The following is a 22,091-nucleotide window of genomic DNA, read 5'->3' as shown; positions in this document are numbered from 1 at the left end:
GGAAACGGGATAGCCTGTCCCGTCCCGCCGCGGCGGATCGGGAGAATCTCGCAGGGTTGATAATCATCCCACTGTGTGACGCTTAAGTCATGGTCGAAATCACGGAGTTTCTACTTTTCTGTTATCACAATTCTCTTTGGTACAATTACCGTACAATATTAAAGAGTGATGAAGGACTTTGAAGTTTAAAATTTCACCTACTGTATTCTGAATATTTTGGATTCTAGGATCACAAAACTCAAGTACCTGACTACAATCAGTGCAGATGAGGTGGTCATGCTGCTTAAATCCGTATGATTTTTCGAACTGAGCTAGGTTTTTACCAAACTGATGCTTGGTCACTAAATCACATTCTACCAAGAGATCAAGCGTATTGTAAACAGTCGCTCGACTTACTCGGTAATTCTTGTTTTTCATGCTGATGTAAAGTGATTCCACATCAAAATGACCTGTTCGGCTATAAATTTCTTCAAGGATAGCATAGCGCTCCGGAGTTTTTCGGAGCTTCTTTGTCTCAAGATAAGCTGTAAATATCTTTTTTACCTCTTCGAAGTGAGTAGTATTCAAAGGCATTAGCTGGGTGTTTTTTCAAATATAACTTATGAAAGTAAGAAATGATTCATTGCATCAATCAAACCTTGAAACCTTTAAAATCCCATCTACTTCAACCAAATTTTCGATCAATTTGTCAAGGTGCTCTGTACTGTGTACATAGAGTTTAATCGTCCCCTCAAAAATCCCCGCATCCGAATCCACCGTAATAGATCGCATGTTCACTTTCAGTTCATTTGAAATCACCTTGGTTACATCATTAATCAGCCCCACTCGATCTGTACCAAGAATCCGCAAACCAGCCAAGAAAGCTATTTCCTTCTGACTAGTCCATCTTGCTTTGATTACCCGATTACCATGATTAGAAAGTAATTCTAATGCATTTGGGCAGGAAGTTCGATGGATTTTAATCCCTTCGTTTACTGTCACAAAACCAAAAACATCATCACCTGGTATAGGGTTACAGCATTTTGCCAAAATGTAATCTACCACATCCATATCTTCTCCGATCAGTAGTTGATCATGGTCTGGACCTTTCAGGCTTTTTATTTCTTTGGTAAATGTAGATTCATCTCTTACTTTCTCCTGACTCGATTTGTTTTGAAGTTTTTGCGTTGCTTTAAAATCCTTGAACGATTTAATCGATGTAGGATCAATAGCCCCTATTCCTACACGGAAATAAAATTCATTTGCCGTCTTGAGTTCGAAAAAAGCCCTGAGCTTTTCAACAGATTCAGAATTGAATTCCATTTTCATCTGCTTCATCTTACGCTGTACTATTTCTCTTCCTTCAAGGATAGCGGACTTTTTATCCTCCCTGAGCGCGTCTTTGATCTTAGCTTTTGCCCTAGAGGTGACGACATTATGCAACCAGTCTTCTGTAGGTTTTTGCTTATTGGAGGTGAGAATCTCTACTTGATCCCCATTTTTTAATTTATGAGAAATAGGCACTAGGCGCTGATTGACTTTAGCGCCAATGCACTTCGCCCCTACTTCGGTGTGAATTTCAAAGGCAAAATCCAATGCAGTCGAACCAATTGGCAGAACTATTAGATCCCCCTTTGGAGTAAAAACGAAGACTTCATCATGGAACAGATTCCCTCTGAAATCATCCATGAATTCAATCGCATTCCCATCGTTAGACTCAAGCAAGCCTCGCACTTGAGTGATCCAATCGTCAAGTCCGGAAGGTCCTTTTGAGTTATCTTTATATTTCCAGTGGGCAGCATATCCTCGCTCAGCGATCTCATCCATCCGTTCAGTACGAATCTGCACTTCCACCCATTGGCCTGTCCCACTCATTACGGTGGTGTGAAGCGATTCATAGCCATTAGAACGCGGAGTACTGATCCAGTCCCTAAGTCTATCCGGATTTGGTCTATAAAAATCTGTGACAATGGAATACACCTGCCAGCAATCTGCCTTTTCATTTTCCAAATCACTTTCTAAAATAATCCGGATGGCAAACAGGTCATACACTTCCTCAAAAGGAATCCCTTGTTTCTTCATCTTATTGTAAATAGAAAAGACTGATTTAGGCCTTCCTTTAATCGTGAAGTTCAAGCCTATTCTTTCCAGTTCCTCTTCTATTGGCAGGATAAAACTGCGGATAAATTTATTCCGATAAGATTTTGACTCATTGATTTTGAAAACTATATCCTTGTATGTAGCTGTATCAGTGTACTTGAGATAAAGATCTTCCAACTCTGATTTGATCGCGTACAGCCCGAGCCTGTGTGCCAAAGGCGCATACAGATACATAGTCTCGGAAGCGATTTTGAGTTGCTTGTGTCGAGGCATACTGGCCAGAGTCCGCATGTTATTGAGCCTGTCGGCAAGTTTTATCAAAATCACTCGCACATCATCGGAAAGCGTAAGGAGCATCTTACGGAAATTCTCGGCTTGCTGAGAGCTTCCATATTCGAATACTCCGGCGATTTTGGTCAGACCATCTATAATAGTCATGACCTTGTAGCCAAACTCCCGCTCGATATCCTCCAGCTCCCAATCAGTATCTTCTACGACATCGTGGAGCAAAGCAGAAACGATCGAGGTAGTTCCCAAACCGATTTCTTCCACACAGACCAATGCCACCTCCAGTGGATGATAAATATATGGTTCGCCAGATTTGCGACGCATGTCCCTATGTGCATCCAGAGACACATTGAAGGCTCTTTTAATTAATTTTGCGTCCCCGTCTTTGAGAATTGGTTTAGCTTGTCTCAGCAGCCTTCGGTAGCGTTTGAGTATTTCTTTTCTTTCTTCTTCAATATCCACTTCAATCATACAGGAGGAATTTAATACAAAAATGGGTGTAGAAAGATATCTTGCATCAAATGTTAATTATTTTTTTTCTTCAGCTATTGCATTTTATTTATTAGTCCCTACATTTGCATCCACAATTGGATTTGGAATCATTATTCTATTTCAAATTTTACCTATTGCGGATGTGGCGAAATTGGTAGACGCACTAGACTTAGGATCTAGCGCCGCGAGGCATGGGGGTTCGAGTCCCTCTATCCGCACTAAATACCGAACCCTCAATCACTAAGACTGTCTTCAAAAACAGGAAAGGGATTGGGGGTTTTTAGTTAATCTTCATTATTAAATTTTGAGCTTTGGAAATCACACAAGACAAGCATTCAGCAAATCAAGCTTCAATTAAAATTAAATTAAACGAAGCAGATTACCAACCTAAGGTTGACGCAAAACTTAAGGACTTTGCCAAAAAATCTAACATCAAAGGATTCAGACCTGGTAAGGCTCCTATTTCTATGGTGAAGAGCATGTACGGAACATCAGTACTTGTCGAGGAGATCAATGCGATCCTGAGTGAGTCACTGAATACTTATTTGAAAGAGCAAACTTTCAAAATCCTAGGCGATCCTCTTCCACAAGACCAAAACGGAACAATCGACTGGAAAACTCAAAAGGACTTCGAATTTGACTACAAAATCGGATTTATAGAATCTGTAGATCTTACACTTGATCCAAAAATCAAGGCAACAAAATACGAGATCAAAGTTGATGATAAGCTGATCAATGAAACGCTGGACAACCTAAAGTCTCAATATGGCAACAGTACAAACCCTGAAGTAAGTGAAGAAGGTGACCATATTTATGGAGACTTGAAAGCTACCGAGGGTGACTTCGAAAAAACTGTCTCTTTGGATTTGACAAAAATCACTAAGAAACTTGCCGGTAAATTTATCGGTCTAAGCAAGGAAGCTGTAGTAGAATTCGATGCGAAGGATGTGAAGAAAGGTCAGTGGGAAGAGGCTTTCGGGCTTAGTGAAGAAGAGTCTGATACGATAGACGGAGCGTTAACTTTAACAATAAAAAACATCAACAGAACTGAGACAGCTGAAATGAACCAGGAATTCTTCGACAAGATCTTCGGGCCTGATGATGTGAAGTCTGAAGAAGAATTCATAACTAAAGTACGTGAGACACTTCAAGCTAATTACGATAAAGAATCCAACTTATTCACTGAGGAGGAATTGAAGAAAGTATTGACTGATGCTGCTAAAGTAGATCTTCCTGAAGATTTCCTGAAAGAGTGGCTGATGATTGCCAATGATGGCAAAGTAACAGAAGAAGACATTGAGAAAGAATTCCCAATCTACGCTAGACAATTAACTTGGTCTTTGATCTCTAACGAGATTGCTACCAAGAATGAAATCAAAGCTGAGCATGAGGAAGTAATCGAGAAAACTAAACAAATGGTTCGTGAGCAATTCGCAGCTTCAGGTCTTGGGGCCCAGATGGAAGACAGCATGGATATGTTCGTCGATAATTACCTGAAAGGTGAAGAAGGTCAGAACTATATGAATATGCTTACCTCGATTCAGAACGAAAAAGTCCTTGCTTTTGCAATGGATAAAATAAGTTTGCAAGAAAAGGAGATAAGCATTGACGAATTCAAGGAACTTTTAGGTAAGTAAATCGCTTAAATCATCATAAAAAAGTCCTTATTTAAGGGCTTTTTTTATTTTTGCATACCACAACAAACTCAAAAGATGATTAATAAAGAAGAATTCCGTAAGTACGCCATTCACAATCAAGGCGTAAGTGGTACTGCTTTTGACCAGTACACTCAGCATATTGAAAACATGACTCGATCTGTAATCGAGGAGCGACCACAGAATTTCAGGGAAATAGACGTATTCTCCAGATTGATCATGGATCGCATCATTTTCCTGGGAACGGGAGTAGATGATCATGTTGCTAATATTATCGTAGCACAATTGCTTTTCTTAGAATCAGTGGATTCTAAGAAAGATGTGTTACTTTATGTCAATAGCCCAGGAGGATCGGTGACTGCCGGATTGGGTATTTATGACACGATGCAATTTATCAGTCCTGATGTAGCGACCATCTGTACAGGAATAGCAGCATCTATGGGAGCAGTATTGCTTGCAGGCGGTGCAGCGGGTAAAAGATCTGCATTAAAGCATTCCAGAGTGATGATTCACCAGCCGTCAGGCGGTATGCAGGGAAAATCCACAGACATGGAGATTTCCTTGAAGCTTATACTATCCATGCGGGAAGAATTGTATGAAATTCTTGCTCAGCATACTGGTAAAACTCCAGAAGAGATAGAGAGAGATTCCGAAAGAGATTATTGGCTTAAATCTCCTGAAGCGAAAGCTTATGGCCTTATCGATGAAGTATTAGTTAAAAAACCAAAATAATGGCTCAAGTTACCTGCTCCTTTTGCGGTAGAAATAAGAAAGATGTGGATCTAATGGTGTCGGGTATCTCTGCGCACATTTGTAATTTCTGCATTGATCAAGCTCATTTGATCCTTGGTGAAGAAGATAAAACCAAGAAACCAGATGGAGCAAAACCAAAAATCAAACTCAAAAAACCTAAGGAACTAACTGGCTACTTGGATCAATATGTAATTGGTCAAGAAGATGCGAAGAAGGTTCTCACAGTGGCCGTTTACAATCACTACAAGCGCCTTTTCCAGAAGGATGAAAATGATGAAGTAATGATTGAGAAATCTAACATCATCATGGTAGGTGATACCGGAACAGGCAAAACTTATCTAGCCAAAACATTGGCTAAGACACTTGAAGTGCCTTTCTGTATAGCCGACGCGACAGTATTGACTGAAGCTGGCTATGTAGGAGAGGATGTAGAAAGTATTTTGACCAGATTGCTACAGGCAGCAGATTACAATGTAGAAGCCGCTGAAAGAGGAATCGTCTATATAGATGAGTTGGATAAAATTGCAAGAAAATCCGACAATCCCTCCATCACAAGAGATGTCAGTGGTGAAGGTGTGCAGCAAGCTATGTTAAAGCTCTTGGAAGGTACTATTGTGAATGTACCCCCACAAGGTGGAAGGAAGCATCCAGACCAAAAGATGATCGCTGTGAATACTGAAAATATTCTCTTTATCTGTGGTGGAGCATTTGATGGTATAGCAAGACATATAGGTAAGCGCCTAAATACACAGCCCATGGGATTCAGCAAAGCAGCAGCTGATGCTGTGGCAGATCGTGAAAATTTACTTCAATATGTGACTGCTCAGGATTTAAAAGCTTTTGGCTTGATTCCAGAATTGATCGGAAGACTTCCTGTACTGACACACTTGGATCCTCTGCATGCTGATGTCTTGAAAAGAATCCTCACAGAACCAAAGAATGCTTTGGTAAAGCAATACGCCAAGTTGCTTAACTATGAAGGAGTGAAAGTCACTTTCGAAGAAAGTGGCATTGATTTCATCGTAGAGAAAGCGGTAGAGTTCAATCTTGGAGCTAGAGGGTTGAGATCAATTTGCGAAGCGATCATTACAGATGCGATGTATGACATTCCTTCAGATGATTCTATCACAGAATTGATTATCGATGCGAAATACGCTCATGAAAAATTCGATAAGTCAAAGTTTAAGCGACTTCAAGTAGCATAAAATCAAAACCCTGCTTCACTGAGGCAGGGTTTATTTTTTACCTAGACTTTTTAGAATCAACCCAGCCGCAGTATCTGAAGCACTTTTCTCTCCAACTTGCTCTTTGATCAAATCATAACCTTGGAGCATATGACCTCTGTAAACTTGATTTCCCAAAATCTGATGCAACTCAGCTTTTAGATTAGGAATCGAAAAATCATTTTGAATAAGCTCCTTCACGACCTCTTTGTCGGCAATTAGATTTACAAGGGAAATGTAAGGCACACGAATTAAATTCTTAGCGATAGCATATGAAATAGAGCTAGTCCTATACACAACTACCTGAGGAACTCTAAACAAAGCCGCTTCTAAAGTTGCTGTTCCCGATGTAACCACCGCAGCTATTGCATGAGAAAGCAGATCATAGGTCTGATCAAAGATCACTCGTATACCGGCATCTATTCCATGCTGATAGATTTTGAAACCTAAATCGCCAACACCGGCAATTACAAACTGAGCATTAGGAAATTCTTTCACCAACTCTACCATTCGATCCAACATAGCGTTGATCTCCTGCGCCCTACTGCCTGGCAAGAGCGCAATAATGGGCTGATAACTCAGTTCGTTCTTTTGAAAGAAAAACTCATGAGGTGAAAATTTTGAAATCTCGTCCAATAGTGGATTCCCCACATAATGAACCTCCATGTCATACCTATCAAAAAAGGCAGGCTCAAATGGCAAGATGGAATAGATCTGATCTGTATAAGCTTTCAGCTTCAACGCCCTCTTTTGATTCCAAGCCCATACTTTCGGTGGAATGTAATAATGGACAGGAATATTATTGTCTTTAGCGAAAGCGGCGATTTTCATATTGAAACCACCATAATCAACTAGAATGATAGCATCTGGTTTAAATGATAAAATATCATTCTTAACTAGCTTGAGGTATTTTAATACTTTTCGAAAACCTAATACCACTTCCAAAAAACCCATCAAAGCGACCGCTGAGTAATCTACAGCCAATTCCACACCAGCTTCCTTGGAGTAGCTCCCTCCCATTCCGCGAATCTTCAACGTTGAATCCTTTGCCAAAAGAGATCGCACCAGATTAGATGCATGTAGATCTCCTGATCGCTCGCCGGAGATGATGTAGAGTTCGTGAGATTTCAAATTCCAAATTTCAAAATTAAAAGATTACTCCCCAAAATACTCTACAAAATTCCTTGGTGTCTCGTACAAGGTAAGCTTGTGCAAGCCACCATGGGAGGTAATTTCCTTCACAGCAGGCTCTAAAATTTTCCAAAATTCCACAATGAGATTTTCGCAGCTAGCTAGTTTGCCTTGCATAAAATCAACATCCACATTCAGGTTTTTATGGTCAACTCGCTCTATCACTAAATTGCGAATAATGGTGCTCAGCTTTTTCAGATCCACTACAAATCCGGTATCGGGATCAGGTAATCCTTTGACCATTACGATCAATTCAAAATTATGACCATGCCAGTTCACATTGGCACAAGGGCCAAAGACTTCTATATTTTTATCATCTGACCACTTCGGGTTCCAAAGTTTATGGGCTGCATTGAAGTGTTCTTTTCTACAAACGTAAATCATCTATAATTGGAATTGGTCGCAAAGTTAACCAGAAGTAGCAGAAAATAGAATTCATCGCAAATCAAGCTAAAAAAATAAACCCCGATGAAATATTCGTCGGGGTTTAGGAAATTGAAAGGTTAAAGTGATTAACCTCTTTCTCTTACATATACAAATTTTTCTTTGAACACCAAACGAATGGTTCCAGATTGATACATAAAATAGCTTACTTCAAGAGTTTTACCATCTTCAGAGAAGGTAGTGTATTTATTTACTCCAGTAGGGTCAATCTCAGCATATCGGGTGTTAGCTGCAGGCTGACCATAATAGTTAGTAACTGCAGTCACATTATTAGCATCATCGAAAGCAAAGACTGCAGCATAGCTACCAAAGTAACTAAGACCTGCACCAGTGTTGAACACATAACCATATCCTCCTAAGAATTCAGAATCCCAACGACCAACAGTGGTAGAAGTGATTGTTCTCAACTCAACATTGTACGGATATAAACCGACAAAGGCCGGTCTTGTTACATCTGTAAATTCACCAGTAACTTCATATACTCCATCATATTTATTCTTAGCACCCACAGCATAAATAGCTGTTTCAAAATTGCCAGAAATGGTACCGAAAGAGGATTCAGTGATAGTTAAAGGAATGGCATAGTTTTTAGAGAAATCAAAATTATTTGTAAATAATTTGATAGTTTTTTCAACTTGTCTCTGACCACTTGGAATAGTTACTTCCATTGCATCTATAGAATATAAATTAGATGGAAGAACTTCGTAATCAGTACCTTCAGATTCATTGTAAGCCGCGAGTGCTTCAGGATCCAACTTGAATTTTACATTGATATTCTGATTATTATCCTGTGCTCCTGAGTAGCTAACCAAGACCTTCAATTCCACTTCATCAGCCGCAGTAAACGAAGAAACATACAGCGGATACACACTTCCAGGGGATGCTATTAGACCAATGTCGAAGAATTCTATAACATTTTCAGTTTTGTCGGGATCGAAAAGCGGATCCTCATCCAAACAAGATGTAAGTGTCACCATAGCAACAGCAAACAGCCCTATTTTAGTTAATATATTTTTCATATCTATTTCTATTAATTAAGGATTATTGGGCCTGCCAGAAGATCAAACTTGTGAACTGACTAATTCCAGTAGGAACATTATCAGGGTTAAGTTGAAATTCAGAGGAAGCGTAAAGGTATCTTACTGGAAGTTCATCAGCCCTAGGAGAAGTAGAAAGGATAGATGCAAATGTTAAATTCGGATTACTTGATCCATTCACGATCGATGGGTATCCAGTTCTTCTAAATTCTGCCCAAGTCTCTTGCGCATTAATAAAGTTATAAGCAATATACTTTTGAGTGATTATAGCTTCCAACTTTTCAGCAGGTGAAGATGCAAGAGAATAGTTCACCAAGTAACTATCCGCGTTGTTAAGCTTGTACGTATCAAAATCTGCTTCTGGATCCATTCCTTCTTTTACATTACCATTTATTTCTTTGTAAAGATAGGTGAAGGAAGCTATCACTCCTTTTTCAAAAGCGTCAAGATCATTACCAGACAGGTATCCTTTCATATATGCTTCTGCTTGAAGGAAATAAGACTCCGCAGCAAGCATCATAGGTACGCCTGCAGTTCTTCCTTTAAGAAGACCAATTGTGTTTGTAGCATTAGTGCCTGTTCCTTCTCCAACATACCATGCAGTTTGGTTGGATAAAGCCGCTGGATTATCGACTAAGTTACCTAATTGACCTTTAGGAGTACCGGCAGGATATTGTCTGTAGGTAGCTGCACCTCGACCCTCATCCAAAATCTTATTTCCGTTATAGAAAGTATAAGCATAGGTACTAGGGATAGCAGATCTACCAGATCCAGACAAGGAGCCAGCAGCATTTGTATGATAAACCTCCCAATAGGGATTTTGCTTACCACTAGTCGCTATATAACCAGGATTTACCATAGCATCTTCACTGATGAAGCCAATGCTTGTATTCATAGAAGCAAATTCAGAAGAGGCAAAGCTACTTGATTCAGAACCACTAGACATTCTTATTAGTAACCTTAACTTCAGCGTATTAGCAAACTTAGCCCACTTAGTCACATCACCACCGAACATTACATCAGCAGATCCAAGACCATTGGCACCTACCGAATTTGTAAACATATCGATGGCAATATTCAACTGAGTCACCAAATCCTGATAAATAGCAGTTTGGCTATCGTAAGCAGGAGTGACATTTTCTGAACCTTTCAATCCTTCGGAATAAGGCACATCGCCAAAAACGTCAACTAACATATGGAAATCCCAAGCTTTCATCACCTTGGCTATTGCATTGAAATATGCTTGGCTAGGCTCTTCGGCAGTGGAAGTTTCAATGTATTCATAGTTAATCAAATCATCGTAAGTAGCACCCCAAAGTCCAGAATAACTTGTAGTAGTATAGTTATAAGTAACGATAGAGCCCCATCCGCCATAACCTCCGGCATTGACCGTGTACCCATTAACCCACATTGCACTTGAATTATAGGAACGCAGTAAGGCGGCACTGTTGGTAAGGGCATTCGGCAACACCAGCTCAGGCGTAGCAGACGTAGCCTGATTTGGGTTCTCATTATCTCCTAGAAATGACTCACAAGCCGTGAGGGAGATAAAGGAAGCGAGTATAAATATTCTTAGTATATTTTTCATTTCAATCTAATTAAAATGTTAATGTGATGGAACCACCGAAGAATCTGGTTGGAGGTGTTGCAGCCAGAGTTACGATACCTACTGCGTTTCCGTCAGAGAAATTGTAGTCAGGATCCGTATAAATATTTGATTTCGGTGTGAAGATCAACAAGTTTCTTCCCTGAGCAGTAATAGTAGCTCCTTGGATAAAACCAATTCTACTCATCAAGCTAGCTGGGAAGTCATAAGAAATCGCAACTTCTCTCAATTTCCAGTAATCACCGGAAACAAGGTAATTTTCAGCAATATTTCTTCTAAATGAACCATCTGTCCAGAAACCTGCACCACCATCTGTAACCGTGATATTTGTATTCGCTACATAAGTTCCAGGATTCTCAGGATCTTCATAAGAAGAATTAGGAATTACAAAACGCTCTCTGTTGAAATAGGTAGTAGTAATACCAGAACCTGAGAAGTCAAATAATCCACCACCATCGTAAAGGATGCTATAACCTCCTCTGTATTCAGCTAAAGCAAATAATCTGAAGCCTTTGTATAGAATTTCAGCGTTTACCCCTAATCTATGTCTTGGAGTAGTATTCCCTAGGATAACCTGCTCCTCTGCTGCACTAGGATAACCTGTAGTACCATCTACGATAATTCTATCCTGCTGATCTCTCTTGTATATGGAGCCTATCAAAACCGGGAAGGTCTCACCTTCTACGGCATACACTTGTGCATTACCGCCGGAAGAAATTGCCAGTCTTTTGGTATCATCAGCAAGCTCAAGCACTTTATTGTCATTGAACGTATAGTTAGCACCTACGATAATCTGAAAGTTATTTCTAGAATAAGCTGTCACATTCAACATAGTCTCAATACCCTCATTTCCAACTAGACCAGTGTTTTGCAAGTAAGAGGAGAAACCAGTAGAAACCGCTACTCCTGTTGGAATAGTTTGATTCTCAGTCTCAGATTTATAGTAAGTGAATGCACCGTTCACTCTGTTATTGAACAAGATGAAATCTGTACCTACTTCAAAAGATGTAGTAATCTCTGGCTTAAGATTCGCAGCTACCAACCTATTATCCAAAGTATAGCCAGAAAGGCTTCCATAAGGGAATCCACTTGAAGGGCTGAAAGTTGGTTTTAATTGATAAGCACCAAAGTTAGTAGTATTACCTAAGTTAACTTGACCAACTTGAGAAACACCACCTCTAAGTTTCAATTGAGTAAATACTTTAGAGCCCTGAAGAGCTGATATAGCCTCAGATGCTAGGAAAGAAACGTTTGCTGCAGGATAGAAGAATGATCTGTTCTCCTTAGATAGCGTAGAAACCCAATCATTTCTTCCCGTCAATTCAAGGAACAAGTAATCTTTGTATGCTGTCTTGAACTGTGCAAATACGCCGATTTGACTAGCTTCATAATTACCTTCACTAGCACCTGCTTCACCTACTCTATTGGATACGTTATAAAGTCCTGGTATTACAATACCGTTAGCACTTACACCTACACTTTTAGATCTATTCTGTCTAACTTGGTTACCCAACAATAAATTGAAGAACAAATCATCGCCAACAGCTTTTTTCATGTTGATCAAGAAATCTGAGATAATCTGATTGTTGAACGAAGTCCCATCAGATACACCACCGGCAATATCAGTCTTTGCAGCTGATATTTCTTTGGTGTAATCAGTGAAGGTAAATTTACCAGTAGTGTTTTTGGAGAAAGAGCTTCTGTTTGATACACCTACTCGGTAAGTGAAGTCCAACCACTGTAGAGGCTTATATTTCAATTCAACGTTAGCTACTAGATAATCGTTACCAGAATTTTGACGATTATTGTCAATAGCAAAGTAAGGGTTATCGTAATACTCATTATAATATCCATTTGGATTAGCAAATGGATCGTTTTTCCAATCTTTGTAGCTAGTCAACGGAATGTGAGCAGGAGTCTGTAGAATGTTGTCAAACATACCAGCTGTGACGTTGGTAATGTTATATCTATTCTGCACGTAGTTAGTTGATATATTTAGACTAAGTTTGTCATTGAACTCTCTTGTGCTATTAAAGCGGATGGAAGCTCTAGTGTAGTTATCACCTGGCGTAGTTCCGTCATTATCAAGATACTGAGCTGAGAAGAAGTTGGTAGAATTCTCATCTCCACCACTGATCGAAACATCTGTTTGATTGGTAACACCAGTTTCCCAGAAATCATTTTTGGCTCCAGTAGCAGAGTAAGGAATAGTTTGAATGGAACCGTCTTCCAATGGCTTACCTATCTGTACCATAGATCCATCGAACCTCGGTCCGTACTGCTGGTTCTCATAAGGTACATACTGATGAGGATATCCACCTGCATATCCTGAACCGAATGTATTCTGAATCTCTGGATAGAAACTCACTTCTTCCAAGTTAACAGTATGGCCTACTGATACTCTAGGAGCACCAGACTTTCCTCTTTTGGTCACGATGATCAATGCACCGTTAGATGCTGCAGAACCATAAAGAGCGGCAGCGTTTGCACCATTAAGAACAGTGATTTCTTGGACATCCTGAGGATTAAGATTTCCTAAGATTGAATTTGGAACAATCACGTTATCCACTACGATCAAGGCTTCGTTATTACCTGTCAAAGATCGGGCACCTCTCAATACAACTCTAACGTTAGGGTTTACACCAGAACCAGTTGTGTTGATTTGCATACCTGCTACTTTTCCAGTAAGGCCTGAAGCCACATTAGCAGCTCTACCTTGAGCTACATCACGAGTCTCGATACTTGTAGCATTATAGCCCATCTCTACTCGTCTAGACTCAATACCCGCCGCACCTGTAATCACGACTTCACTCAAACTCTGGACATCCGGTTGTAAAACCACGTCGATGTACGATTGCTGACCAATGTTGATCTCTTGGGTGGTAGTGCCAATAAAACTAAACACCAACACTCTTCCCTCTTCGGGGATGTCTAACACGTACTTACCATCAATGTCTGTGGCAGTACCTACGCTAGTACCTTTAACGAGAACAGTGGCACCTGGAATTGGCTCACCATCTTCACCAGAAGATACTATTCCGGTTACTCTGCGTCCCTGTGCAAATGCCAACGCACTTACTAGGAAAAGCGAAAGCCCTAGGAGTAAAATTTTCTTCATAAGAATTATGATTTGGTTTATATTATACTCAATGATATTCTTATTGATGCAATATCGCAAAACAGCAGGTTATAAATTTATGTTGGAGCCATACCGTAGCATTTAATGAAAAATTCTTTTTCAACTTAAAAACAAAATTTTAATTGGAAATAGACGGAAATTAACCCAATTCCTATATTTTTGTTTTGTTATTTTTTTGTTAACAAAAGTTAATTTTTCGCTAAAAAGGCCTCAGCGACGCACTAACTCTAAACGTAAGTCTGAAAAAATTTTAAATTTCTAATAATGGCTTTTAAACAAAATTTTAATAAATCCAATACTGAAATCTAACCCTATTATAGTCAAAAATGCCTTATGAGGAAAATTTAAATCTGAATACCTCCTATTAAAACTTAAAAAAACTAGGTAAATAAAATTGAACTTTAATAAGTAGTTGATTTATTGCGATTATCTCTTAACCTATTAATAACATTAAGTGCAAACTATAAAACCTTGATGGTGATTCTTCGGTTTAGCGCTTGATTTTGTAAATTGCTATTTGGGACCATCGGTTCCTTGTCCCCCTTTCCTTCTACTAACACGCGCGCCTGATGAAATCCTTGACTTGTCAGATAATCTTGAACACTCTTTGCCCGTTGTAAACTAAGATTCTGATTATAATTCGCGCTACCCACATTATCGGTATGCCCCGTGATCAGAATATTTACATTGGGATTTTCTGATAAAAATTTTACTAGTCTTTTTAGCGATGAAATGGACTCATTCTTCAAGATATATTCATCAAATTCAAAAAACACGTTTTCGAAGACGAATTCTTCTCCTGCGGCCACAGGTACTAATTCCACTTTCAAATCTTTTACGTTTTTGATATTGTCACGCTCTACATTATAAATCTTGGGTAGAAAGCCTTTTTTCTCTACATATAATCCGGAAATTGCTTTATCAGGATAAATCATAGTGAACGCACCGGTTTTCCCGTCTGCCTTAAATCTATAAAGTGTACTGTCATTAGTCAAGGAAACCAGCGACAAAGTAGCATCTATAGGTTCGCCTGTTTTTGAATTAAATACTTTTCCTTCAGTCACTGTTAAGTTTTCTCCCAATGATATTTCATCTGGGAATTTGAATCTATATAATAAGGAACGATCATTTTCTTTTTCAGAAGTGGTCAATTCTGTGAAATAAGCAAAGTCCTTTTGGGCGGTAATAAATAATGCAACTTGATCGAATTGGTCATTAATTGGCATACCGAGATTTTCAGGCTTAGTGAATTCCCCTTTTACCACTTTTGAAAGTTGGATATCCATTCCACCGAAACCTGGATGGCCATTGGATGAGAAAAATAATATTTCGTTGTTAAAAAACATAAATGGGGAGATTTCGTCTTTTGCCGTATTCACTACATTTCCAAGATTTTTTGCCTCAGACCATGTAGCATCATTTTGCATGACGCTATACCAAATATCATTTCCCCCAAAGCCTCCTTTTCGATTGGAAGAAAAGAATAAAATCCGCCCGTCAGCAGAAAGTGAAGGTTGAGAATCCCAAGACCTGGAATTGACATTTTTGCCCATATTTCTGGGACGTTGCCACATTTCATTTACTTTGTAAGCAATATATAAATCACAACTCCCCTCAGAATCCGGCGCATCACAGGAAGTATAAATAAGGATATTACCGTCTGCTGTGACTGAGCAAGTCCCTTCATTATAAGGTGAATTAATCGTCTGTGCTATGCTTTGGGGCTTTGACCAATTCCCTTCCGGAGAGACAAAAGCCATAAAAATATCTTCCTTGTCATTATTCCCTGTACCATCTCTTTTGGTAAATAATATCTGCTCCCCATCTGCCGTCAATACTGGAAAATACTGAAGTTGAAACTGATTTAGTGGTTCTGGCAACCTTTCCTTTACTATAGATTGATAGTTATCCAATTGCACGGCCAAAAACTCCATCTGATCCTTCATCTCCAAATAATTAGGCAATCGACGAAAAGAATCATCAAACAAAGGGTCAGTAGCGGCAAACTCATCATAGGCCTCCTGAAATCTCCCTTGTTTCAAATACACATGCGTGAGCACCCAGCCTAAATCCGCACGATGCTTAGCTGAAGCATTTTTCCCAGCAAGCCGCGCTTTTCCTGCACTGGCTGTTTTTTCAGCATCCTCAAATTCACCTTGGGTAATCTGCAACTGAGCCAATTTAACGTAGGCTTCCAAAAATGACCCCTCCCGATTAATCGCATCTTTGTACTTTTCTATGGCGGCAGCATACTGCCTCGAAAGCGTCAGTAACTCGCCCTCCTCATACATCCTGATAGCCCTGCCATCGATAATCGAATAGCTTTGCGCCTTTGCGAAAGAAACGATCAATAAAAGAAGAATTCCGGTAAAAACAGGGCGCATGGGCTTAGGGTATGTCCATAAATTTATGAGTTTGAAGCGAAACTTTCCATTTTGGATGATTTTTTACAAAATCTATGATCACAGAGGTGAACTTCTCAGCCTTGCTCCACTCCGGTTGAAGTCGCAATTCGCAGGTAGATTCCACTAGCAAAGCATGTTCCTTGGCAAAAGAAAAATCACTCTGATGAAAAACCACCACTTTCAATTCATCCGCCTCTGAATAGATAGAAGGGTGTGGTTTCTTGAATTTCTTCGGAGAAAAACAAACCCAATCAAAATCTCCGGAGAATGGATGAGCTCCTGAGGTTTCAATGTTTGTGGTAAAGCCTTTTTCCTTCAAAAGTGTAGTCAAAGGCCCTAAATCATACATCAATGGCTCGCCTCCGGTGATCACGACCAACCTTCCAGGATAAGCCAATGCATCTTCAACAATTTTTTCGATGCAGAAAACCGGCCATTTACCCGAATCCCATGATTCCTTGACGTCACACCAAACACAGCCCACATCACACCCCCCTAGCCGGATAAAATAGGCGGGATGCCCAGTAAATCTACCTTCTCCTTGTATGGTGTAAAATGCTTCCATTACCGGAAGCTGTGTTCCTTGCGCTACGGCTTCTTCTATATTCATCTGAATTTTTGATAAAGCGGGCAATTGAACCGCTGGGTGAATGATGCCGCAAAGGTAAGGTTTTGAATTAGAATATTTGAAAATTGGAAAATTGAAAGATTAACACATCCATTTTTCAATCTCCAAAGCATAACAATCCAATTAAACCGCATTAGGTAATAAGTTTCGTAATGAGGTATGAAATTGCAAGAAAATCAAGCTGTTTGGAGACTGAGACATTGCACCGCTATGGTGAAGTCGAAAACAGTAACGTAGTAGCTGATTTTGAAGCAATTAAAGACCGTAATAGAATTGCTAATGCATAATGCGGGTTTAACGCCCACTCCTTCTTTCGGAGGATTTGCGAATTTGGATTCCAAAGCCCGTCAATTTTTCTATTTTTGCAGGCATTCAGCTTAAAAAAACAAGAAAATATCTAATCATGGCGGAGTATAATTTTAGAGAAATTGAGAACAAATGGCAGGCTTACTGGAAAATCAACCAAACTTTCCTGGCCAAGGTAAATCCCGAGAAACCTAAATTCTATTCTCTTGATATGTTTCCTTATCCATCTGGTGCAGGACTTCATGTGGGCCATCCGCTGGGATACATCGCTTCGGATATTGTCAGCAGATTCAAAAAACTGAAGGGTTTCAACGTCCTTCACCCCATGGGGTACGACAGTTTTGGCCTACCGGCTGAGCAATATGCGATTCAAACTGGGCAGCACCCAGCGATCACAACTGAGCAGAACATCACCCGATATACCGAACAGCTGAAAAACATCGGCTTTGCCTTCGACTGGAGCAAAGAAGTAAGAACTTCCAATCCTGACTATTACAAATGGACGCAGTGGATTTTTATGCAGCTTTTCAATAGTTATTACGATCAAGATGCGGACAAAGCCCTTTCCATTGAGTCCTTAATCGCACGATTTGAAAAAGAAGGAAATACTCATGTAAAAGCTGTTTCGGATGACGAAACACCAAAATTCACTGCAGAAGAATGGAATGCTTTCTCCGAAAAGGAAAAGCAGGAAATGCTCTTAAAATACAGACTGACTTTCCTAGCTGAAACAACCGTTAACTGGTGCGCAGCTTTGGGTACAGTCCTCTCAAATGATGAAGTAAAAGACGGCTTCTCTGAGCGTGGCGGACATCCCGTGGAGCGAAAGAAAATGATGCAGTGGTCTATGCGGATCACCGCGTATGCCGATAGATTATTGCAAGGTTTGGAAAAAATAGATTGGTCTGAGCCGATCAAGGAAATGCAGCGCAACTGGATCGGAAAATCCATCGGAGCTGATGTGGTTTTTCAGGTAAAAGATTCCCAACAAACCATCAAAGTATTTACCACGCGTGTGGATACTATATATGGTGTCACGTATTTGGCTTTGGCTCCGGAATCTGATCTAGCAGCAGCCCTTATCACTGAAGATCAGCGCGAAAAAGCCGAAGCTTATATCGAAGTAGCTAAAAACCGCTCGGAGCGTGAGCGCATGAGTGATGTCAAAACCATCTCAGGAGCATTCACAGGGTCCTATGCGATCAACCCATTCAACGGAGAAGAAATCCAGATTTGGGTAGCTGATTATGTATTGGCTGGCTATGGCACGGGTGCCGTGATGGCTGTACCTGCGCATGACGAGCGGGATTACAACTTTGCAAAGCATTTCGGCCTAGAGATAAGACAAGTGATCGAAGGCTCCATGGAAGAAGGCTCTTTCCCTGGAAAAGGTGGCTTCATTATCAATTCAGGCTTCATTTCCAATCTTTACATGAAAGATGCCATGAACAAAGCCATTGAGTTCTTGGAAGAAAAAGGCATAGGAAAAGGCAAAATCCAATACAGAATGCGGGATGCTATTTTTACCCGCCAGCGCTATTGGGGTGAGCCACTTCCTGTTTATTTCAAGGATGGATTACCTTATTTAATTGAAGAAAGAGACCTGCCTTTGGTATTGCCTGAGGTTGATAAATACCTCCCGACCGAAGATGGGGAACCACCACTTGCCCGAGCAAAAGACTGGAACTATAAAACTTCTGAAGGTGAATTCCCTCTGGAAAGAAGCACCATGCCGGGCTGGGCGGGGTCTAGTTGGTATTTCTTCAGATATATGGATTCCAAAAACGAAACTGAATTTGCTGACAAAGCAAAAACAGATTACTGGGGAGCTGTAGATCTATACATTGGAGGTTCCGAGCATGCTACTGGGCACTTGTTGTATTCAAGATTCTGGACCAAATTCTTGTATGATCTTGGAGTAGTCAGTATCGATGAGCCATTCCAGAAGATGATCAACCAGGGAATGATCCAAGGAAGATCAAATTTTGTGTATAGAATCAAAGGCACCAACCAATTTGTAAGTCACGGGCTGGAAGATCAATACGACACTTCTGCTATGCATGTGGATGTGAACATCGTTTACAACGATCAATTGAACTTGGAGAAATTCAAAGCTTGGAGACCTGATTTGGCCGATGCAAAATTCATCCTTGAAGCTGGCAAATACATCTGCGGATCTGAAGTGGAGAAAATGTCCAAATCGAAATATAACGTGGTGAATCCAGACGATATCATCGAACGATACGGTGCGGATACGTTGAGGTTGTACGAAATGTTCTTGGGTCCTTTGGAGCAATTCAAACCTTGGAACACCAACGGAATTGATGGCGTATATAAATTCTTGAGAAAACTTTGGAATTTGTATCACTCAAATGCTGGCGAATTCCAAGTTTCAGACGCAGAACCAAGCAAGGAAGAATACAAAGCTCTTCACAAAGCCATCAAAAAGATGGAAGATGATATGGCGAACTTCTCCTTCAACACATCAGTTTCCAGTTTTATGATCTGCGTGAACGAACTGAGTGCCCTGAAATCAAATAAGCGAGGAACCCTGGAACCTTTGGCGATTTTGGTATCACCCTATGCTCCGCATATAGCCGAGGAACTTTGGCGTTTACTTGGGCATGAAGGTTCTATCACTGATGCTACTTTCCCTGATTTCGATGAAAGTCATCTTGTTGAAAGTGCTTTCGAATATCCGGTAATGATCAATGGCAAGATGCGCACAAAACTCAATTTGGATCTTTCACTTTCCAAAGATGAAATCCAGAAAGCAGCTTTGGCAGATGAGACTGTCCAAAAATGGCTGGAAGGAAAGGCGCCGAAAAAGATCATAATCGTTCCAGGAAAGATTGTGAATCTGGTGATCTAATTTCTAATACAGTCCAAGCTGATATTATAGGATATTGAGCTTTGTTTTCAAGGAAACTGAATGATTCGTAAAAAAATATTATATGTAACACCATCCATGCAGTCATTTGTAAAAAGTGACATCAGGATTTTGTCAAAATATTTTAATGTTCGGATTATAAATCAGCCTTGGGGTAATAAAAAGATGGCCCCCTTCAACTTCATAGCTCAATTTTTCTCAATGCTTTTCAGCATTTCAGGTGTGGAGTTTATCATTGCGAATTTTGGAGGGTATTGGGCATTTTGGGCGACAGTTTTTGGGAAGGTATTTACCAAGAAGGTATTCATTGTCACGCATGGCACTGATTGCGCCGCGATTCCTGAGATCAATTATGGAAGTCTTAGAATTAGTTTGCTGAAACGAATCTGCAACTTCAGTTACAATCGAGCTGACGCAATTTTCCCTGTAAGTGAATCATTGATCGAAACTGAATTGAATTTTGATCCCGCTATCACATCAAGAAAGCAAGGTCTTTTACACCATTTCCCAGGATTAAAAGTGACCATAAAAACAATCTATAACGGATTGGATGACAATCAGTGGACTCTTCCCGAAAAGTCAGATCGCATACCAAATAGCTTTTTGGCAGTGATGTCTCCAAGCCAATTCGAGCTAAAAGGAGGAGATTTGATTTTGCAGATAGCAAAAAATTACCCGCAGTGCCGCTTCTATTTTGCAGGGATTCCTGATTCACAAATAGTGCGAGAACCTGCTGAGAATATTTATTTCCTGGGGTTTCTGGATCCCAAAGAATTATTAAGCTGGTATCAGAAATGCGAATTTTATTTCCAGCTATCGAGTTTTGAAGGCTTTGGCTGCGCTTTGTGCGAAGCTATGCTTTGCGGAGCAATTCCAATCGGATCGAACACAAATCATATCCCTCAGATCGTAGGTGATTCAGGATTTATTATTTCTGAGAAATCTTTGAAAGCGGCCGTTCCAGTTATCGATAAAGCTATAGGCATTATCAATAAAGAAATACTTTCCATAAATTCGCGACTTCATATTCAAGCCAACTATTCTCTGGCGCTCAGGGAGCAAAAGTTAATCGAGGGGTTGGAGCAGGTTACAGGCAAGTCATATACTCACTAATGGAACAATTATTAAGTAAAATATCTAGGAATTTGTATGTGATTCCGGGTGGATTTTTTGTTACCAAACTGTTCCGGAAATTCTATAGATCTTCCGAAACGACTACAAATTGGAGGAATTTCAGCTTTAGAGGAGTAGCGATGAAAGTGGATATCGCAAAGCAAATGGGTAATGCAATCTACTGGCGTGGCGCCCACGACTGGGCTCCTATTTTTGTGTTGGAAAAATTCCTGAAGAAAGGGGACACCTTCATTGATGTGGGTGCAAACCAAGGTGAATATTCACTTTGGGCAGCCAGAAAAGTTGGATCAAAAGGAAAAGTCATTGCCTTTGAACCTATGCAGCAACTTTTCGATCAATTAACCGAAAACATCCGACTCAATGAATCATTTCAAAAAACCATTACACCGGTAAAACTAGGACTATCCGACAAAAAAGGTGAAGTGGCGCTTTTTGCAAGTGAAGATTCTAACGAAGGAACGAATACCATTTACAATACAGATAAGTTCAGCATAGAACTCGGAAAAATCCAGCTTGACACACTTGATGAGCAATTGGATGAATTGAAAATTGATACAGTAAACTTCCTGAAGGTAGATGTGGAAGGCGCAGAACTTCAGGTTCTAAAAGGAGCATTAAATACACTAAAAAATAATCGTCCAATTCTACTTCTGGAAATCAACAAGGATGCTTGCATCGCCGGTGGTTATATGCCTGAGGATATTTTAGACCTTCTAAAGCCATTCAATTATTCCTTTTCAAAAATTGGTCTCCGTGGATCCCTCAGTAAAGTGGATGTGCTGCCCGATTTCTGTAATATTTTGGCTATTCCTCAATAGCTT

General features: G+C 40.0%; 16 protein-coding genes and 1 tRNA gene. 8 read left to right on the top strand and 9 right to left on the bottom strand.

What is annotated here, in order from left to right; genetic code table 11:
- Nucleotides 1–99: 99 nt before the first annotated feature.
- Both U3A58_RS15690 and U3A58_RS15685 read right to left on the bottom strand, forming a co-directional pair.
- Nucleotides 100–573 carry a Fur family transcriptional regulator gene (locus U3A58_RS15690; protein WP_323824941.1) on the bottom strand — a complete coding sequence of 158 codons (474 nt, stop codon included), beginning with the start codon at nt 571–573 and terminating at the stop codon, nt 100–102.
- A 54-nt stretch (nt 574–627) separates the two neighbouring features.
- A complete protein-coding gene (locus tag U3A58_RS15685; protein WP_323824939.1) occupies nt 628–2,838 on the bottom strand; it encodes a RelA/SpoT family protein in 2,211 nt (736 codons plus the stop codon).
- A gap of 157 nt (nt 2,839–2,995) precedes the next feature.
- Here U3A58_RS15685 and U3A58_RS15680 point away from each other — a divergent pair.
- From U3A58_RS15680 to clpX, 4 genes are all read left to right on the top strand, one after another.
- A tRNA-Leu gene (locus U3A58_RS15680) sits at nt 2,996–3,077 on the top strand.
- A 93-nt stretch (nt 3,078–3,170) separates the two neighbouring features.
- Nucleotides 3,171–4,496: a trigger factor gene (locus tag U3A58_RS15675; RefSeq protein WP_323824937.1), complete on the top strand. Its 1,326-nt coding sequence runs from the start codon at nt 3,171–3,173 to the stop codon at nt 4,494–4,496.
- 75 nt (nt 4,497–4,571) lie between these two features.
- Nucleotides 4,572–5,246, top strand: coding sequence for a ClpP family protease (locus U3A58_RS15670; RefSeq protein WP_323824935.1), 675 nt, complete (start codon nt 4,572–4,574; stop codon nt 5,244–5,246).
- Complete coding sequence (clpX, locus tag U3A58_RS15665; RefSeq protein WP_323824934.1) at nt 5,246–6,472, top strand: ATP-dependent Clp protease ATP-binding subunit ClpX; 1,227 nt, start codon at nt 5,246–5,248, stop codon at nt 6,470–6,472. Before U3A58_RS15670 ends, clpX begins: the two co-directional genes overlap by 1 nt.
- Before the next feature lie 30 nt (nt 6,473–6,502).
- On the opposite strand, the gene lpxB is transcribed toward clpX, so the two are convergent.
- The 7 genes from lpxB to U3A58_RS15630 all read right to left on the bottom strand — a co-directional run bounded on the left by lpxB (nt 6,503) and on the right by U3A58_RS15630 (nt 16,922).
- Nucleotides 6,503–7,621 (bottom strand): lipid-A-disaccharide synthase, encoded by a 1,119-nt coding sequence (gene lpxB / locus U3A58_RS15660; RefSeq protein WP_323824931.1) that lies wholly within the window; start codon nt 7,619–7,621, stop codon nt 6,503–6,505.
- A 24-nt stretch (nt 7,622–7,645) separates the two neighbouring features.
- Entirely contained in the window at nt 7,646–8,065 is a 420-nt protein-coding gene (locus tag U3A58_RS15655) for a 6-pyruvoyl trahydropterin synthase family protein (RefSeq protein ID WP_323824929.1), read from the bottom strand.
- Between the two features lie 128 nt (nt 8,066–8,193).
- Nucleotides 8,194–9,144, bottom strand: a complete 951-nt coding sequence (locus U3A58_RS15650) for a DUF1735 domain-containing protein (protein WP_323824927.1) — start codon at nt 9,142–9,144, stop codon at nt 8,194–8,196.
- A gap of 22 nt (nt 9,145–9,166) precedes the next feature.
- Nucleotides 9,167–10,750, bottom strand: coding sequence for a SusD/RagB family nutrient-binding outer membrane lipoprotein (locus U3A58_RS15645; RefSeq protein WP_323824925.1), 1,584 nt, complete (start codon nt 10,748–10,750; stop codon nt 9,167–9,169).
- Between the two features lie 10 nt (nt 10,751–10,760).
- Complete coding sequence (locus U3A58_RS15640) at nt 10,761–13,886, bottom strand: SusC/RagA family TonB-linked outer membrane protein (protein WP_323824923.1); 3,126 nt, start codon at nt 13,884–13,886, stop codon at nt 10,761–10,763.
- A gap of 482 nt (nt 13,887–14,368) precedes the next feature.
- Nucleotides 14,369–16,291, bottom strand: coding sequence for an OmpA family protein (locus tag U3A58_RS15635; RefSeq protein ID WP_323824921.1), 1,923 nt, complete (start codon nt 16,289–16,291; stop codon nt 14,369–14,371).
- Between the two features lie 4 nt (nt 16,292–16,295).
- Entirely contained in the window at nt 16,296–16,922 is a 627-nt protein-coding gene (locus U3A58_RS15630; RefSeq protein WP_323824919.1) for a 7-carboxy-7-deazaguanine synthase QueE, read from the bottom strand.
- A gap of 170 nt (nt 16,923–17,092) precedes the next feature.
- Here U3A58_RS15630 and U3A58_RS15625 point away from each other — a divergent pair, with 170 nt between their 5' ends.
- The 4 genes from U3A58_RS15625 (at nt 17,093) to U3A58_RS15610 (ending at nt 22,088) form a co-directional block, all read left to right on the top strand.
- On the top strand, nt 17,093–17,227 hold the full coding sequence (locus U3A58_RS15625; protein WP_323824917.1) for a hypothetical protein: 135 nt from the start codon (nt 17,093–17,095) through the stop codon (nt 17,225–17,227).
- A gap of 116 nt (nt 17,228–17,343) precedes the next feature.
- Nucleotides 17,344–20,118 (top strand): leucine--tRNA ligase, encoded by a 2,775-nt coding sequence (gene leuS, locus U3A58_RS15620; protein WP_323824915.1) that lies wholly within the window; start codon nt 17,344–17,346, stop codon nt 20,116–20,118.
- Nucleotides 20,119–20,337: 219 nt separating this feature from the next.
- Entirely contained in the window at nt 20,338–21,249 is a 912-nt protein-coding gene (locus tag U3A58_RS15615; RefSeq protein WP_323824913.1) for a glycosyltransferase family 4 protein, read from the top strand.
- Complete coding sequence (locus tag U3A58_RS15610) at nt 21,249–22,088, top strand: FkbM family methyltransferase (protein WP_323824911.1); 840 nt, start codon at nt 21,249–21,251, stop codon at nt 22,086–22,088. Before U3A58_RS15615 ends, U3A58_RS15610 begins: the two co-directional genes overlap by 1 nt.
- The last annotated feature ends 3 nt before the right edge of the window (nt 22,089–22,091 follow it).

The organism is Algoriphagus persicinus (assembly GCF_035156415.1).
In the GTDB taxonomy this organism is placed as follows: domain Bacteria; phylum Bacteroidota; class Bacteroidia; order Cytophagales; family Cyclobacteriaceae; genus Algoriphagus; species Algoriphagus persicinus.
This window is presented reverse-complemented; position numbering and strand designations above follow the sequence as displayed.